The 16,857-nt window shown below is 44.4% G+C and carries 14 protein-coding genes; 8 read left to right on the top strand and 6 right to left on the bottom strand.

The window, feature by feature from the left end; genetic code table 11:
* Positions 1-147 precede the first annotated feature (147 nt).
* The 4 genes from QUB52_RS26110 to QUB52_RS26125 all read left to right on the top strand — a co-directional run bounded on the left by QUB52_RS26110 (position 148) and on the right by QUB52_RS26125 (position 3,620).
* The gene (locus QUB52_RS26110) at positions 148-441 is read left to right on the top strand and encodes a hypothetical protein (RefSeq protein WP_265238746.1); all 294 of its coding nucleotides are present in this window, start codon (positions 148-150) and stop codon (positions 439-441) included.
* A 309-nt stretch (positions 442-750) separates the two neighbouring features.
* Positions 751-876, top strand: coding sequence for a hypothetical protein (locus QUB52_RS26115; protein WP_332975123.1), 126 nt, complete (start codon positions 751-753; stop codon positions 874-876).
* Between the two features lie 433 nt (positions 877-1,309).
* Positions 1,310-2,989 carry a leucine-rich repeat domain-containing protein gene (locus QUB52_RS26120; protein ID WP_332975122.1) on the top strand — a complete coding sequence of 560 codons (1,680 nt, stop codon included), beginning with the start codon at positions 1,310-1,312 and terminating at the stop codon, positions 2,987-2,989.
* Between the two features lie 67 nt (positions 2,990-3,056).
* Positions 3,057-3,620 (top strand): Uma2 family endonuclease, encoded by a 564-nt coding sequence (locus QUB52_RS26125; RefSeq protein ID WP_265238750.1) that lies wholly within the window; start codon positions 3,057-3,059, stop codon positions 3,618-3,620.
* Positions 3,621-4,156: 536 nt separating this feature from the next.
* Here the strand turns inward: QUB52_RS26125 and QUB52_RS26130 are convergent.
* The 5 genes from QUB52_RS26130 to QUB52_RS26150 form a co-directional block, all read right to left on the bottom strand.
* Positions 4,157-5,002: a nitrate ABC transporter ATP-binding protein gene (locus QUB52_RS26130; RefSeq protein ID WP_265238751.1), complete on the bottom strand. Its 846-nt coding sequence runs from the start codon at positions 5,000-5,002 to the stop codon at positions 4,157-4,159.
* Between the two features lie 353 nt (positions 5,003-5,355).
* Positions 5,356-7,356, bottom strand: coding sequence for an ABC transporter ATP-binding/substrate-binding protein (locus QUB52_RS26135; protein ID WP_265238752.1), 2,001 nt, complete (start codon positions 7,354-7,356; stop codon positions 5,356-5,358).
* 272 nt (positions 7,357-7,628) lie between these two features.
* Positions 7,629-8,474 carry a nitrate ABC transporter permease gene (gene ntrB / locus QUB52_RS26140; RefSeq protein WP_265238754.1) on the bottom strand — a complete coding sequence of 282 codons (846 nt, stop codon included), beginning with the start codon at positions 8,472-8,474 and terminating at the stop codon, positions 7,629-7,631.
* A 76-nt stretch (positions 8,475-8,550) separates the two neighbouring features.
* On the bottom strand, positions 8,551-9,957 hold the full coding sequence (locus QUB52_RS26145) for a CmpA/NrtA family ABC transporter substrate-binding protein (RefSeq protein WP_265238756.1): 1,407 nt from the start codon (positions 9,955-9,957) through the stop codon (positions 8,551-8,553).
* An 826-nt stretch (positions 9,958-10,783) separates the two neighbouring features.
* A complete protein-coding gene (locus tag QUB52_RS26150) occupies positions 10,784-11,470 on the bottom strand; it encodes a cation transporting ATPase C-terminal domain-containing protein (RefSeq protein ID WP_332967480.1) in 687 nt (228 codons plus the stop codon).
* Between the two features lie 342 nt (positions 11,471-11,812).
* Here QUB52_RS26150 and QUB52_RS26155 point away from each other — a divergent pair, with 342 nt between their 5' ends.
* On the top strand, positions 11,813-12,835 hold the full coding sequence (locus QUB52_RS26155; RefSeq protein ID WP_332975120.1) for a cysteine peptidase family C39 domain-containing protein: 1,023 nt from the start codon (positions 11,813-11,815) through the stop codon (positions 12,833-12,835).
* A 192-nt stretch (positions 12,836-13,027) separates the two neighbouring features.
* Here QUB52_RS26155 and QUB52_RS26160 read toward each other — a convergent pair whose 3' ends face one another.
* Positions 13,028-13,228 carry a hypothetical protein gene (locus tag QUB52_RS26160; protein WP_332967482.1) on the bottom strand — a complete coding sequence of 67 codons (201 nt, stop codon included), beginning with the start codon at positions 13,226-13,228 and terminating at the stop codon, positions 13,028-13,030.
* Positions 13,229-13,423: 195 nt separating this feature from the next.
* Between QUB52_RS26160 and QUB52_RS26165 the strand changes: the two genes are divergently transcribed.
* The 3 genes from QUB52_RS26165 to QUB52_RS26175 all read left to right on the top strand — a co-directional run bounded on the left by QUB52_RS26165 (position 13,424) and on the right by QUB52_RS26175 (position 16,850).
* Complete coding sequence (locus tag QUB52_RS26165; RefSeq protein WP_332967483.1) at positions 13,424-14,473, top strand: caspase family protein; 1,050 nt, start codon at positions 13,424-13,426, stop codon at positions 14,471-14,473.
* A 125-nt stretch (positions 14,474-14,598) separates the two neighbouring features.
* Entirely contained in the window at positions 14,599-15,129 is a 531-nt protein-coding gene (locus QUB52_RS26170; RefSeq protein WP_332967484.1) for a hypothetical protein, read from the top strand.
* 5 nt (positions 15,130-15,134) lie between these two features.
* Positions 15,135-16,850, top strand: coding sequence for a DEAD/DEAH box helicase (locus QUB52_RS26175; protein ID WP_332975119.1), 1,716 nt, complete (start codon positions 15,135-15,137; stop codon positions 16,848-16,850).
* Positions 16,851-16,857 lie beyond the last annotated feature (7 nt).

Consider the following 16,857-nt stretch of genomic DNA (forward strand, 5'->3'; position numbering starts at 1 on the left):
CGTGATGCTATATCTGCCCATTTTTGTGACTTATTTATGCCTTCTTTAATTCCCCAATCTTAGACCTGAATCCTTACTACCAATGTAGTATATAATAGTGGTACGAAAGCTCGATCGACATCAGCAAACAAAATTTAGAAAAAACCTATGCAGCCCATCCGACAAGGCGACGTAATTCTCACCCCGGTACCGCAAATCGCAGGAGAAAAGAAACCTCACCTAACTCTCGCCGAAGGTGAAGTCACCGGACATTCTCACCAGATTATTGAGGGGCAAGCTGAACTGTACGAAAAAGACGGTACTCTGTACTTGCGAGTGCTTTCGCCCACAGCTTTATTGAGTCACGAAGAACACCATGCGATCGCAATTCCTGAAGGTAATTGGATGGTGCGGATTCAGCGCGAATATGAGCCGCAAGGTTGGCGGTATGTCGCAGACTAAGGTTTAACAAACCTTAGTCAGCACAAGAAGTTCAGATTCCAGTTTATCTCGAAAAGTGGAGGGCGAGATCGCTTTCCACTTTTCGCGATCGATCGCACGCTGCGGAAATGATTAAAGTCGGTGCTTGTGCGATGGCTTACGCCCCGCTTCGCTACGGCATTTACAGCATTGGATGTCATTTTGTGCGATCGTATTTGTCAAAAACTTGCAGCCACTAAATTAGACAATTACCAGGTATACCCTGTTAAACATCGATTTTAAGGAGTATATCGACGCATTGGAGCGTCCTTTAGCAGTTTTTTGTTAAAAATGAGCTTTCTGAATACGGGATTGCTTTATGCGTTGCGAGTGCCGCCTGATGTGACATCTGCTCAAGAGGCAATTCGCTGGGTAAATTGGGATATTAAACCGGAGGAATTTAGCGTGCAAACTTGACTATTTCTCTTTACCTACAAGCCAGTTAGTTCTTCCTTCCGAAAGCCCGCCAGGGGTTTAAACCCCTGGCTAATAGCGAAAGTCCGTTAAAACGGACTGGTAGTATTAGAACATCCCACAAATGAACAGCAAATATCTTATGAAATTGCGCTCTCAGCCTCCTTAATTTATGTTTGAATTCAGTCGGTTTTAACGGACTGGTAGTATTAGAACATCCCACAAATGAACAGCAAATATCTTATGAAATTGCGCTCTCAGCCTCCTTAATTTATGTTTGAATTCAGTCGGTTTTAACCGACTTTCGCTATGAGGCAGGGGTTTAAACCCCTGCCAGATCGTGCCGCAGTCGCGTAGAAAGTTGATACTAATACCAGCGCGATCGCCATAGATTTGGAAATGTCACTAACTCCTATTATTTTAATCTTGATATCCTATGTCTGAAAAACAACCAAATCCCGCAGAATTCAGCAGCTTTGCCGACTGGTGCTTGCACAAAGACAGCCTTTCAGAAGCTGCAAGATATACAGTTGAAGTGCTGTTAAAAAAATCTGGCACTTCTGACATTTATGAAGCAAACCAGATAATGTCAAGTAGCAATGAGTTGGATCTGTACTACAATCAAATATCAGACATCACACCCCTGCAATCTCTGACTAATTTGACTTGTTTGCGTCTGCACAACAATCAAATATCAGACATCACACCCTTGCAATCTCTAACTAATTTGACTCGTCTGGATCTGGACAACAATAAAATATCAGACATCACACCACTGCAATCTCTGACTAATTTGACTAATTTGTATCTCTCCAACAATCCAATATCAGACATCACACCACTGCAATCTCTGACTAATTTGAATTATCTGAATCTGCACAACAATCAAATATCAGACATCCCATCCCTGCAATCTCTGACTAATTTGATTTCTCTGCATCTGTACAACAATCAAATATCAGACATCACACCCCTGCAATCTCTAACTAATTTGAGTTGGCTGAATCTGGACAACAATCAAATATCAGACATCACACCCCTGCAATCTCTAACTAATTTGACTTCTCTGAATGTAAATTTTAAACCTGAACATAAGGATCTAATCGAAGCGTGTCGTCAAAAGTGGGGAACTCTCCTCAACTCTACCGAACCCATCTCTAACCCCAAAGCCGCAGCCGCCGTTAAGTCTGTCTGCGAGATCCTGGGTTTAAAGGCCTCTGAAATAACTTTTTGCAGTAGCCCCAACGGAGGGGTAGCACAAATACCGCTGAAAAGATCCAATGACACTGATTTGATAAAACGACTAAAAAAACGGGTAAAAGATGCGCTGCACCCCTTTTTCTTGATAACAGAATTGCGGCAAGAACTTTCGGAGTTAAGTATATGGGAGGAACAGCTAGAACAACAATTGAACACAGACTTTGCCAATTATTGGAAATATTCAAGACCAAAAGTTACTCCAAAATATTTGGTTGAGAATCTCGCTCTTGCTGAATTCTGTGTTTCTGGCTTGGGCGTTGTTCTCAAACCAGAAGCACAGAAATTTTTTGAATGCCTGAACCAGCTTTTAGCAGAATGCGGCTGGATTATTTTGTTAGATGATACCTGCATTGTGTGCTCGCGCCCTTGTCAGCTTCGCCTTGACAACGAATACCGCCTCCACGCAGAAAGGGAACCTGCACTGGAATTTCCCGACGGTTACAAAATCTATTCCTACCACGGTGTAACATTACCTGAAAAATACGGACAAATTCACCCCAATTTGTGGCAAGCACAATGGCTTTTAGCAGAAAAAAATGCTGAATTAAGACGAGTATTAATTCAGGGAATTGGTTATGCTAGAATTTGCTCGGAACTGCAAGCCACAGAGTTAGATTGCTGGAAAGAATACACGCTGCTCAAAATTGATGCTGATATTGATGGCTTCGATCCTGATGATTTCGAGGACGATGAGGATGCTCCGAAAAAAGAAGATATTTATCTGTTAAAAATGACTTGTCCGAGCACGGGACACATTCATGTTTTGCGAGTGCCGCCTGATGTGACATCTGCTAAAGAGGCAATTCGCTGGGTAAATTGGGATATTGACTCAGACGAGTTTTCCGTGCAAACTTGAAATAGAAGCAGCAGAAATATATTTTCCGATTGTTAGTTCATTAGGATGATTTCAGGAACCCTGATTTATGGTAGTTGCAGCCAAGTTAACGATTTCTCTGGCAGAGTTCTTGCAGTTGCCAGAAACTAAACCCGCAAGCGAGTACATCGACGGTAAAATTTATCAAAAACCTATGCCGCAAGGAAAACATAGCAAACTTCAAAGTGAGTTATTGTTGGCAATTTCTGAGGTTGGGGAACGCCCAAAATTAGCCTGTGCTTTTCCAGAATTGTGCTGTACTTTTGCGGATTGCTCAATCGTTCCCGATATTGCTGTTTTTGAGTGGTCGAGAATTCCTGTTGATGCAGATGGGGAAATTGCCAACCGTTTTGAAGTTGCACCGGATTGGATAATTGAAATTCTGTCACCGGATCAATCTCCCAATCAGGTGATTAAAAAAATTGTTTTTTCGATCAATCACGGCACTAAATTGGGTTGGTTTGCCGATCATAGCGATAAATCAGTAATAGTTTTTCTGCCGAATCAACTGCCTGAAGTTAAATCAGATATGGATATTTTACCTGTTCTTAGTGTGTTGGGTAATTGGCAGTTATCCGCAGCCGAGTTGTTTAATTGGTTGAAAATTAATTGATTTACAGCAGATTGCAGGTCGAGTGATCGGGTAAAATAAGATATTATAAAATTCGCTGCTTTAAACTCAAATGAAGCTGGTGATTGATCAAAGAAATGGAATTTTAACTTGAGAATATTTGGGAGACTGACATTTACTGACATTCATTTACTGACATTTGCGATCGCCTTAATCGATAAAACACTAATCAAGATTGGGCCTGTGACACTTAAAAGGGTGGAATGCACCAAGCGTCAATTTAACAAAAATTGTTAATAACATAAGAAAGAAGCCCACCTTCAGTCAAAGGTGAGCTAAATTCATGCCAGCTTATGGACAGCTAGGCAATCGGGTCTCTTAGCGGATTGACGTAAAAGCTGAAAAAAAGATCCGAATCTTCCGGAAAAACTTATTCCTCAACAATTAAGCTCCAGTTTACCCGTTAGCGAAGCCCTCGAAGAGGATCGCACCAGCCACATCTCACCCCCAGCGATGTTGTCCTGAATTGGGGAAATACTGGGGCTTTAATTTTCCAGCAATCCCCAGTCTCAAAGGGTTTAAGCGTCGTCATCGTGAGCAAAGCGGCGGAAGAGGAAGTCTAGGGCGTAGTTCCGCAAATTGTAATATTCCGGATCTTCCATCATTTGTACCCGATCGCGCGGACGAGGAAAAGGAATCTCCAGAACCTCCCCAATCGTCGCTGACGGGCCGTTAGTCATCATCACCAGGCGATCGGCCAAAAACAGCGCTTCGTCAATATCGTGAGTAATCATCAACACCGTACAGCGGTGATCGTTCCAGATTTTCAGCAACTCTTCCTGCAATTCCTCCTTGGTAATTGCGTCCAAAGCGCCGAAAGGTTCGTCCAAAATCAGCACTTGGGGGCGAATTGCCAAAGCGCGGGCGATGGACACCCGTTGTTTCATACCGCCGGAAATTTGCGGCGGTCTTTTCTCAGCAGCTTCTGTCAGTCCCACCATCGCCAAATGCTCGTTGACGATCGCATTTTTTTCGACCTTCGACTTCTCAGGAAATACAGCGTTAACGGCAATATAAACATTCTCAAATACCGTGCGCCAAGGCAACAAAGCGTAACCCTGAAACACTACCATGCGATCGGGGCCTGGCTTCTCGATCCGCTGCCCGTTAATCGACACAGTGCCCTCGCTGGGATGGCTAAAACCCGACACCATATTTAATAGTGTTGACTTACCACAACCGGAGTGTCCGATCAGAGTAATAAACTCTCCCTCAGCTACAGTCAAGTTAATATTTTCTAATGCTCTGTAACCGTTTGGATATACTTTATGAACATTGTCCATCACCAAAAAAGGCTGGCGGCGATCTTTTGTTTTCTTGCTTTGCTTTTTGGTGTCGATCTGGTTCGCAGTAGTTTTGAGCATGGGTTTAGGAACTTGTTAGTGGGTTATTGGCAATTGCAAATAGTGGAATTTTGAATGGTGATGAGCTGCGAGTTGAGACTGTAGATTTGCAAGTTCCCTGTATGTTTTGAGTATTGAGTTTAAATTGGAAGACTTTTGCATCAATTATATAATTGTGCCACTTCACTCTCAACAATGCAATCAATCGCTTTGATTTCTGGTTACTCTTCTCTGACTTCTGAGTTGATAAGTCTCGGACAGGGGCGATCGATAACTAAGCAATTTCTTCACCTTTCGATACTTCAAAACTCGCAGATCACCATTAGACATTGGGCCGGTGGAAAGGAGTCCACCGGCGCGGACACAAACAGATTTTAAGCAGCTCTGCGGCCGGAATCGAGGATGACTTGGGCCATCGTGAAATCACGTTTGATTTCCAGATTGTTGAGATAGCCGATCGGATCATCACCACTAAACACCGTGCCATCAAACAAGCGAAGAGAACCACGAGTATGAGTAATATCAGACATTCCCAACTCTCGCGCGGCCGTGCTGAACGGGCCAACCCGCACCACACGTTCCAAAACTTCCACCCAGTTGCGCGGGAACACAGTATCGCCCCAACGTGCCATCTGCACCATGTGCCACAACTGTTCAGTGCGGCTCGGATGGTTCACGGAGTCTCCATAGAACAAGTGGTGGGCGTATTCCCGCATCGGAGTATCGAGGTTACAAGCAGAAGAATTAGGATCGCCAAGTTGAATGTAACTCTTATCCGTGGCGACATATTCCCGTCCCGACACAATTTCGGAAACTTCTTCGGCATGATTTGGATCGGCGCAGTATTGAGAAGCTTCCAGCAAAGCTTTGAGCAGAGCAATGTGAGTGTTGGGATAGGCATTTGCCCAGTCTTCCCGCACCCCCAAAATTTTGCCTGGGTGTCCGGGCCACAGTTCCAAATCTGTAGCTACCGTAAAGCCGACTCCTTCCATCGAGGCCCGCAAATTCCAAGGTTCGCCGACGCAGAAACCGTCAATGGTGCCGCCTTGCAAGTCCACGATCATTTGAGCTGGTGGGAGATTTTTCAGCACAACATCATGATCCGGATCAATGCCGCCGGAAGCTAGCCAGTAGCGCAGCAGTAGGTTGTGCATCGAAGAAGGGTGAACGATTCCCAGGCGGTGCGTTTGCGCGGGTGTTCTGCGGAGCATTTCTTTGAAATCTGCCAGATTGTAGATTCCTTGGTCGTAAAAGCGTCGTGCGAGGGTAATAGCGTTGCCGTTGCGGCTCATGGTGAGGGCTGTAACGGTTGGTATTGGCTTGTTTTGGTGGCCTCCTAATGTCAACCACATTGCCATCCCAGAGGGCATTTGGGCTGCGTCTAAGTAGCCTGCTGCGATGCCGTCTACGATGCCGCGCCAGCTTGTTTCCCGCACGAGGTGGACTTCATCGAGTCCGTGTTTGGCAAATAAGCCTTTTTCTTTGGCGACGGCGAGGGGAGCGCAGGCGGCGAGGGGGATGAAGCCGAGTTCGAGGTTGACTTTTTCTAGGCCGTGGCGGGCGATCGCCGGTACTTTGCGCGCCCGCAGTTTTTTGACTCGTTTCTGCTGGTTGAGGAAGTAAATCATTTCGCTGCGCAGGGCGTAGTAGCTGGGGTGCGTGACTACTTCCATGCGTTTGCGGGGGCGGGGGATGTCTACTTCGAGGATGCCGCCAATCTTCGATTCAGGGCCGTTGGTGAGCATGACGATGCGATCGCTCAACAGCACTGCTTCGTCCACGTCGTGCGTTACCATCAAGGCGCTGATTTCGTACTCTTGGCAAATTTCCATCAACTTTTCTTGCAAGTTGCCGCGAGTCAAAGCATCCAAAGCGCCGAAGGGTTCGTCCAAGAGTAACAGTTTGGGGCGCAAAGCTAGAGCACGGGCGATCGCCACGCGCTGTTTTTGTCCGCCCGATAGCAGTGCCGGTTGCTTCTCGGAGTGGGGCCCCAAGCCCACCATTTCGATGTGTTTTTGGATGATGTCGAGGCGTTCGGCTTTGGGTAAGCCGTTCATCACCGAGTCTACGGCTAGGGTAATGTTTTCTCTGACTGTTCGCCAAGGTAGCAGCGAATAGTTTTGGAATACTACCATGCGATCGGGGCCCGGCTGGGTGATTCTTTGTCCGTCGATCGTCACCAATCCTTCTGTGGGCAAGTCCAAACCTGCCACCATATTTAGCAGCGTAGATTTGCCGCAGCCGGAGTGTCCGACTAAGGAGACAAACTCTCCTTTTTTAATTTCTAAGTCGATGCCTTTGAGGGCTACGTATGTGCCGCCGTCTGTTAAATTAAATGTTTTTCCGACTTGTTCTACCGCAATCAAAACAGACATGATTTTCTTGCCTTTTTTTGTAGGTTTGTCCTAGCTTTTTTGATTATTGATTGTTGACTGTTGACCGTTAGCTGTTCTATTATCCCTATCGTCCAACTGCAATAACAATATTGGTTCGTAGTGAGGAATTCATTCCTCTTAAAAGGCTGAGGAGTGAAGTTCTGCTACTCGTTTAACTGGTTCCCAGGCACAGCCTGGGAACCAGTTAAATATCAACTGCCAACTGCCAACTGCCAACTGCCAACTGCCAACTGCCAACTGTCAACTGTTAATTATTTGCCTTCAGAGGGAGCAATTTTGTGTTGCAACCAAGCCATCATGCGATCGAGTATCAAACCAACAGCCCCAATGTAGAACACCGCTAACAGAATTTCGCTGATGTAGTTTTGCTGGTAAGCGTTCCAAATAAAGAAGCCGATACCAACAATCCCCGACATCACAATTTCCGCTGCAATAATCGCCAGCCAAGCCAGCCCGATCGCAATTCTCAATCCGGTAAAGATGTAGGGAAGTGCCGACGGAAACAAAATATTCAAATAATACTCTTTCCGAGTCAGTTGCAGCACTTTCGCTACGTTGTTGTAATCGTCGGGAATTTGGCGGACACCTTCAGCGGTGTTGATCAAAATCGGCCAAACTGCGGTGATAAAAATCACGAACAAAGCAGCAGGTTCGTTTTGTTGGAGTGCAGCCAGGGCGATCGGCACCCAAGCCAGAGGCGCAACCATCCGCAAAAACTGAAAAATCGGGTCTAAAGCCTTGTTCAGCAACGGATTTGTACCGACCAAAACACCCCCAGCAATTCCCACCGCAGCGGCGAGAGTGTAGCCTTTTGCCACCCGTTCCAAACTAGCCATAGTTTGCCAAAACAAGCCGATTCCGTAGGTTTTGGAATTCATGAAAGGATACAGCAACAATACCCGCGTCCGTTCGTCAGTCCAAACGCTGGTCGGGCCCGGCAGTTTGATCAGTTGCGTGCTCGACAGGAATTGCCAAACTAACAGAAACCCCAAAACTCCTAAAATTGGCGGTAAAATATTTGGTGAATGCTTCTTCCAAAACTCGCCAAACGCTCCTTGCGCTGCGCCTCTGTCCCTTCGATTTGTACTTACAGCCATCCTATTAATCTCCTGTGTTTGCGCTATTTTTTTGACCGTAAAATTCGAGACTAAATTATGGGAAGTTAATACCCCATCAAACTTTTTTAAAGGTCAAACTCTTGAGGTAATCTTCTGGCTTTTCCGGGTTAAATTCTTTGCCATCAAAGAACTTTTCAATGCCACGAGACGTACTTTTGGGAATGTCAGCATCAGTAACTCCGGCCAATTTTGCTGCGGCTTTCCACAAATCTTCGCGGTTGACTTTGCCGATAATTGTCTTAGAATCTACCAAGGTGTTAGTTGGCAAGAAACCCCAGCGCACGCTTTCGGTTAAAAACCACAAATCGTGACTCTTATAAGGATAGGAAACGTTGCCGAGGTCGTCTTTCCAGTACAGCGGGCTCATTTTGAAATCGTCGATCTCTGGTTGGCCGTCACCCATCATGTACTTGCCCTGGTAGGGAGGTGTCAAAACTGCCGGAGGTACGTCAAAGTAGTTTCTGCCAGAAGTAATGGCAACTAATTCGGGGCGATTTTCTGGTTTGTCGCACCATTGCTGCGCTTCGATCAGTCCTGCTAGCATGGCTTCGCTGGCTTTGGGATGTTTGTCTACCCAGTCGCTGCGCATAGCTAGATACTCTTCGGGGTGATCTTTCCAGATTTGGGCTGTGAGGGCGGACATGAAGCCGATGTCCTCTTGGACGATCCGCAGGGGCCAGGGGTCGCCGGTACTGAAACCGTCCATGCTGCCGGTTTTCATGTTGGCTACGGTTTGGGCTGACGGTACTGTTAGCAACTCGGCTTCTGTGTCGGGATCGATGCCGTTAGCTGCTAGCCAGTAGCGAATCCAAAAATCTTGGTTGGCCTTGGGAAAGGTGTAGGCTGCTTTGAAGGGCGTGCCTGCTTTTTTGAGGCCTTTCATGTAGTCTTGGGCCGCTTGGTCTAGTTTGAGCCCGATGCCTTTGCCTTTGTGTTTTCCGGCGATCGCAATTCCATTTCCCTGAGTGTTCAACTGGGCTAGAACATACATCGGAATTTTGACGCTACCTTTGGTGATCAGACCTTCACTAATTTGATAAGGCATGGGCATTTGCCACTGGCCTCCATCAATACCGCCGCCGGCAGATCCGATTTCTAAGTTGTCTCTAGCCGAACCCCAGTTGGCTTGTTTGGCGACTTCCACTTCGGTCATACCATACTTGGCAAAAAAGCCTTTTTCTTTGGCAATAATTAAAGCTGCTGCTTCGACGATCGGGATATATCCCAAGATAACTTTTGTAGTTTCGATGCCCTCTACTCTTTTTTCGTTGGCAACAGCAACTGCTGATGTGGCCGCAGGTACTGTCCCGCTACCGGCATTAGTGCTGCCGCCGGCACCTGCTGTAGCACCGGGTTCTGGGGGATTTCCCAAACAGCCTTTGAGGAGTATTGTACTGACGGCAGATGCACCTGCGGTAACAATAAATTTACGCCGGGAAAATTGCTCTGAAAATTTTGTCATAGCCTAACTTCGCTCCTATTCATAAATCTTCTGTAACGACATCACTGAAGTTTATCAAAGCGCTTTTTTGCTGTTTGCTAAAGGCCAATTAGCGAACTATTTTGAGCGCACGGAAAGCAGGAGGGATCGAAAGATTTATTGCTAGCATAAGTCTTTCAAATATCCCTGCTGATTTTACACTTTTGATTAACTTGATATTGCGATCGACCAAGTTGTGTTAACTCGCCAACAGCGAGCTCCACGTTTTCTTGGCTTAATCATTCAGTTTACCGTACTCTTGCTGTAATTATAAAACAAATATTAAATTTAACTGATAAGTATATGTTGTAGAATGTTGCGTTTTATTAAGTAGTGCTTGGTGTTGCTTGATTCTTTCACCGCTCGCCAAGATTTCACCAAAAGCTTGAGGTGTAAGCTTTTGGGCATTTTTCCCCCTGCAAGCATTCTCATTTTTTTGAATGAGTGTACAAATATCATTCTTTGAGTATATTGACAATAATTACATAAAATGTTAAAAAGCGGGTGGAGAATCTCCCGATCGAGCGATCGCTCGTGGAGGCACACTTATATGATAAAAAAATAAAGTTTTTAATGTTTTGCTGAGAGACAGGTTCCCTGCAAAACACTCAAAACTGACGATTGTCAAGTATTTAATTGTCTGTGGGAGGGATCGAAAACAGAAACAGTCCTGCACCCATCAATACCAAAGAAACCGGGTTTTTCACCGATGTTAAAGGCTACAATCCAATATTTGCTTAAAAAACCCGGTTTCTGCGTCCACGACTAAGAAATAAAATATCGATCGACTCCTGAATGCCGAATCCTATTAATTAGGCGGATCAAAACGGTTGACAGAAAGCGCAACACCGATCGCAGGTAGCGCGATAACGAAGCAAATCAGCCACTGACTGAGATTCATCGGAGCCGTCTGGAATATTTGATTGATAAACGGAGAATTAGCAAAAATCACCTGCAAAATCACAGCCGCAGCAATGCTCGCAGCCAGGGCAGGAGCGCCGCTAAATTTTTCCTTCGAGCCGTTAAATTTAGCCATCAAAGAAGGTAGCAACTGGCTGAGACTCAACAGGTAAAAAATTCTCGCCATTACCAAAGCTTGAATTGCCATTGTCCGGGCTAGCGGCAAAGTTCCCCAATCCGATTGGCGCACCCATTCAAACATTCCGAAAATTATCGTCCAGTTGTACAAAGAAATTGCCAAGATTCGTTTGATCCGACTTTCAGTCAGGAAAGGTTCGTTAACTGGCCGCGGCTGCTGTTGCATCACCCCCGGAGACTTGGGTTCAAAAGCGAGCGGTACAGTCATGGTGATTGAGTTGAGCATATTCAACCAGAGGATTTGCAGCGACAAAATCGGCAAATCTCGGCCGAGGAGGGTGCTGAGCAAAATTGTCATCGATTCTCCGCCGTTGACGGGGAGAATGAAGCTGATGGATTTAAGCAGGTTTTTGTAGACCGACTCCCAGACTATCTTTGAATGGGTTTTGATTTCCATCTATTTTACAAAAAATGTGTCTGTTTTGGCGATCGATTTGGGATTTTTTTGCGGTTCTAAATCTTTTTTGGGGAGTTTGTAGAACTGGTAAAAAGAGTTACTAGACTGCTTGACAGATGGCAAATTTTAAGGGAGCATTTCTTTTTTGCAAAAAGCATTTTTTTTACAGTGCGAGCGTCTCCGCTCGCTTGGTTCTATAAGCAAGCCAGCGGGGATGCTCCCACTATTTAAAGTGTTGTTTATTTTACAGTTTCCCGGCAATTTTCCCACTTTGCGACTGCGCCACGGACGATCGAACCCACAGCGTGTTAAAACCTAGTTAAGCAACAAAATTTTGAGCTCATGGAAATAGTGGTGACACTGGTGTTGGGTTCGGTGCTGTTTGTCTGGGGAATGCGATTCGGGAAGGTGTTAGTTCGCTCTGGAGTGACGGCTAACGATTTGTTTAAGGGGCATAATTCGATCGCCCTGCTGTTTTTGGGTTTGTATGTTGGGTTGCTGCTGCTGGCTTTAAATCTGCCGCAAATCCCAGCTTTGCCGATCGAGTGGCGCGTGCACGGAATGCGAGTTACTTGGACTTTGCTCAGGGTGATGTTGATGGGAGTTTGTGGTATTGGGTTTAGTATAAGTTGGTTGACGGCGCGATCGCAAGTAGTTGCAGTCATCTTAATTTGCTTGCTGGGATTGGGCGGATTTACCAGCGCTGAAGCCTATTTTATGGCGCCAATTTATGATGATTTAGTGGACAACTTGCAACCAAACGGTGTGTTTCGGCAAACATCTAACAGCAGTTGTGCACCGGCGGCGCTAGCAACCGTGTTGAGGCGTTGGGGAATCGAGGCGACGGAATCGAGTGTGGCGCGTTTGGCGGGTACGAGTCGCTTGGGTACTTCGATGCCACAGTTGATTGTAGCAGCGAGGGGGTTGGGTGTAAATGCGATCGAACTAGCGCCCAGTTGGGAGCAAATTCAGCAAATTAATCGCCCCGGAGTGCTAGCAGTTTGGCTGTTTGACGGCCCTCGAAAGTTGCCGCACGCCGTGGCTTTGCTGGGAATGAATGACAGTGTAGCAGCCATTGGAGATCCGGCGCGGGGCAGGGTTTTCTATTTAGACAGGGCAACTTTTGCGAAGGTTTGGCGGGAGGAATATGTGCCGATTTTTCGTTCTGCGGATATCTTGTTAAGTGACAAACAGGCGATCGATTATTTGACTAAATTAGGATATAATAGCGGCAATTTAAAAGCAGACATTAAGCGATTTAAAACCGATAAAAAAATGAAAGTCAGCGGCAAATTAGATAGGATGACTGAATTAATGTTGAGCGGCCCTTTTTTGGAAGGCGTACCGAGATTGGATGGGAAATAGATCAAGCTGTAGGGTGTGTCGCCCTGGACAATTTCCAATAAAAATCGACAATCTCCTGGCGACGCACCTTATACAATAGTTACGCTTAGATTCGCTAGCAAATAGTTATTAGAAGAATTAATGAACCGCAGAGAACACAAAGAACACAGAGGAAGAGAAAAAGAGAGACTTTTTTCGGTTAGTTAGAGCCGATTACTCAATTAATAAAGACTGGCGCAAAGCTGCAATGACATCCTCGGCTGACTGCTGTCGAAATTTGCCTGTACGAAAATCAGCAAAGGTTTTTTGGGAATCCGCAGCTATTTCTACACGGCGATTTTCGCGGTGACAGTTTGGGAGAATTTTAATCAACATTTGCTGCTGTTCGTAGGTTAGGTTTAAAATGGCAAACATCACAGATAGGACTGCGATCGCTCAATTCTCAATAGCTCAGGGCATGAAAACCCTTCTTGCACCCATGTAGTTCAGGACTTAGGAATAGATTCTCTCAAACCCCTTAAAATAGGATCACAGTTATCTATGAATGCTATAATAGCTAAAATTCTGCCAAGGATGCCTAAGTCCTATATAAGTTGACTAAAACAGAGCGTGACTAATCAAACCTTCTCCAACGGCTACGCATTACTTATTGGCATCGGTGCTGATCTACCCGTCACCGTCAAAGATGCCACTGCTCTATATAATGTGCTGATCGACCCCAGTCGCGCTGCTTACTCAACAGAACAAATTGCCCTCCTAACCGAAACTTCTGCCACTCGGCAGCAAATTCTTGCTACATTCGACAGGCTGATTGAACAAGTTAGTCACAATCCGGAGGCGACTGTAATTGTGTATTATTCCGGTCATGGGGGACAAATAAAGAGTTTAGATGGCTCATCTGAGTATTTTCTAGTACCCTATGGCTTTAACAGTAGCAAAATAGCAGATACAGCTATATCAGGTAGAGAGTTTACTGAGAAGATTGAGGCGATTAAAGCTCGTAAGCTTGTTGTTCTCCTAGATTGCTGTCACGCTGGAGGTGTTCCTGCACAGAAGGAAGTTGATAAAAGTTTTACCAAGTCGCCGGTGCCACCTGACCTGTTGAATGTATTGGGATCTGGCAGTGGTAGGGTAGTAGTTGCTTCATCAAGAGAAGACGAGTATTCCTATACAGGTAATCCTTATAGTGCTTTTACTGCTTGTCTACTGGAAGCATTACAAGGCAAGGCAGCCGTCAATAAAGATAGTTATGCTCGCATTCTTGATGTCCTAATTTACCTATTTGACCAAGTACCTAAGCGAGCATCCGGCCCTCAACATCCGTTCGTAAATAAAGTTTTAGACTTAGGTGATAACTTTCCCCTCTGCTACTATTCAGGCGGCAGTAAGTTTCTACCAGGCGAATCGCCTTCTCTTGAGTTTACTCCTGCACCAACAAGCCTAAATTCTGGACAAAGACGGCGAATGGAACAGAAGCGAGATGGCTTGCAAGGTGAGTGGAACTTACGGAGCGAGAAGGTAAAACGGATGCGGGCGGACTTTGCGATTGAAACTGCGACAGCAGTTAAGTTCCAAGTGGAACAGCAACTGTTAGAAGAAGAGGCTAGATTAGCTCATTTAGGAGATGAAATTGATGCTGTTGAGCAAGCACTCTTGTAAATATGATACTGACGCAGCAGCATCCAGCCAACGTTTTTTGTCAGAAGCTTTATCTCATGTGTTTTTGATCACCGCTGTATATAAAGCTTAAAGCTAGCCTGTTTTTTAGTTATTTATCAAAAAATATGAACGATCTCAAAATAGCCTTTATTTCCAGTCATCGCTTTGAAGATGGTGCAGCGATTCGAGGCGCGGTACTTGTGGCTGATTGTGAGACAAAGCCATTGGAGTTTCGAGTCACGGCTACAGTGCGCCCTACTCTGTTCCAGAAAACCTTATACGGGAAATTACTGGATGAGCATATTCTCGTAGAACTTATAGCAGTTCCCTTACTGGAGCAACTTAAGGAAAAGCCTCAAATCCTATTAGTACGTGACCCACTTTTTCTGGGAATTAGCACGAAACAGACGATTCCAACTGTTTTGATTTTGAAAGAAGATGAGCTGGAATTTGGCAAAAACAATCCAACGGAACAATTAGATTCTGTTTCAGGTCATCCTCCTCTTATCCTGAAAACTACAGATAAGTTTAGCAAAGAGCTAAGCAGCATACGAGAGCAACTGGAGTCAATATATTCTCGTAGAGATCTACTAGAGCCATTTTCCCGTAATGCCATAGCGTGTCAGGAAGTGCATAATCAGAAGCTTGGAGAGTAATCCCTATGCTACTGATACGAAGTATTTCAAAACATATAACCAAGACAACATCTGGAGTTAAAAAACCTACTTGCTATCTGATAAAAGAATGGGTAATGGATCTACCGGAGACTCGCACGCAAAGTTTTCGGATAACTATTCCCCAGATTTCAGATAATTTGTGCCTAATTATTTCAAAAGTAAAAATTTCTGAAAATCTTTTGCCTGTTTTTCCATCAGTCTTTGAAATAAGTGAGCCACTTCAGACTCCTAGCAACTTTGAGATTGCCGAAAGTTTATTTATTCCTCGTTCCAATACTTTCGATCGCACAGATTTATTTAGTGTTAAAAATTGGACATCTACCAACTTAGTAGAATTCATTCCTCAACCAGACAGTTTTGAATATAATTACCCAATTAATCAGACATCCATTTCAGGAAACTTATTTCAACCCCTAGAAGCAGAAAAACCAAAAGGAAAAGCATTTGAAGACGAGACTCAACAGCTTAGAAGAAATCTTTCAAATCTTGGAGATGATGAAAAACTTCGTTTAATCGAGCAGGCTCAAAAAGACTATTCTCTGACCAAACAGGTAGATGTTTGGGATTTATTAAAGCCCTTACTACAACCACCTTTATTATTTAATTTTCCTGGTGAGCTTGATTTATATCAACCTTTACGAGGATATCAACAGGAAGGAATTGGCTGGTTAGTAGATAAATCATCAGCCTTACTAGCGGACGAAATGGGCACTGGTAAAACCGTGCAGACAGTAAATGCAATACGTCTTCTTTTCAGGACAGGAAAAATTAAATCTGCATTAATTGTTTGCCCTCCTGCCGTAATTGGTAGCGTTGCAATAAGCATTGAAACTGAAAAACCCGAAGGATGGATAGGACATTTATACCTTTGGGCGCCAGAACTTTTGACAACGGTTATTAGAGGCAGTAAGCAACACCGAAAACTAGCTTGGGAAACTCCTGTTCATGTGTATATTACAACCTATGATACTATCCGTAATGATTTATCCGATGGTTTATTAACTGATTCAAATAAATTTGATTTTGTTGCTTTAGATGAAGCGCAGAATGTAAAAAATAAAAATTCTGGGCGTTCTAAAGCAGTTCGTCAATTACAAGCCCAATATCGATGGGCATTAACTGGTACACCAATTGAAAATAGTGTTGAAGATGTTAAATCACTTTTTGAATTTCTTGAACCCGGCTTTTTTCAATCTAGTGTTAATTATTCAAATCAAGAAATAAAAGACACCATAAAGCCTTATATGCTTCGCCGATTAAAGCAGGATGTCTTAAAGGATTTGCCTGATAAAAATCATCAAGAAAAATGGTTGGATTTAGATGCAGAACAACGTAAGGCTTACAATAATGCTCTGAATGCAGGTCGTCTAGATATTAAAAATTCTTTGGGTAACAACAGTCAAGTTCAAACTCACATTTTTGCGCTTATAGCAAAGTTGAAGCAGATTTGTAATTTTGCTGAAGGGAAAGATGAAAGTCCAAAGACGGAACAATTAATTGAATATCTTGAAATAATAGTAGCTAATAATCAGAAGGTACTTATCTTTTCTCAGTATGTTGAAGAAGGGGTTGATAAACTAGCAAAAATATTAGACAAACAAGGGATTCGCTTTGTTTTGTATAAAGGTGGAGGCGTTGCTGAATCAAGGTATGGATGCCCCAGGAATGGGAATATCGTCAAATTTCAAGTAATGTATTAATAACTTA

The sequence above is a fragment of the Microcoleus sp. A6-C6 genome (assembly GCF_036705955.1).
In the GTDB taxonomy this organism is placed as follows: domain Bacteria; phylum Cyanobacteriota; class Cyanobacteriia; order Cyanobacteriales; family Microcoleaceae; genus Microcoleus.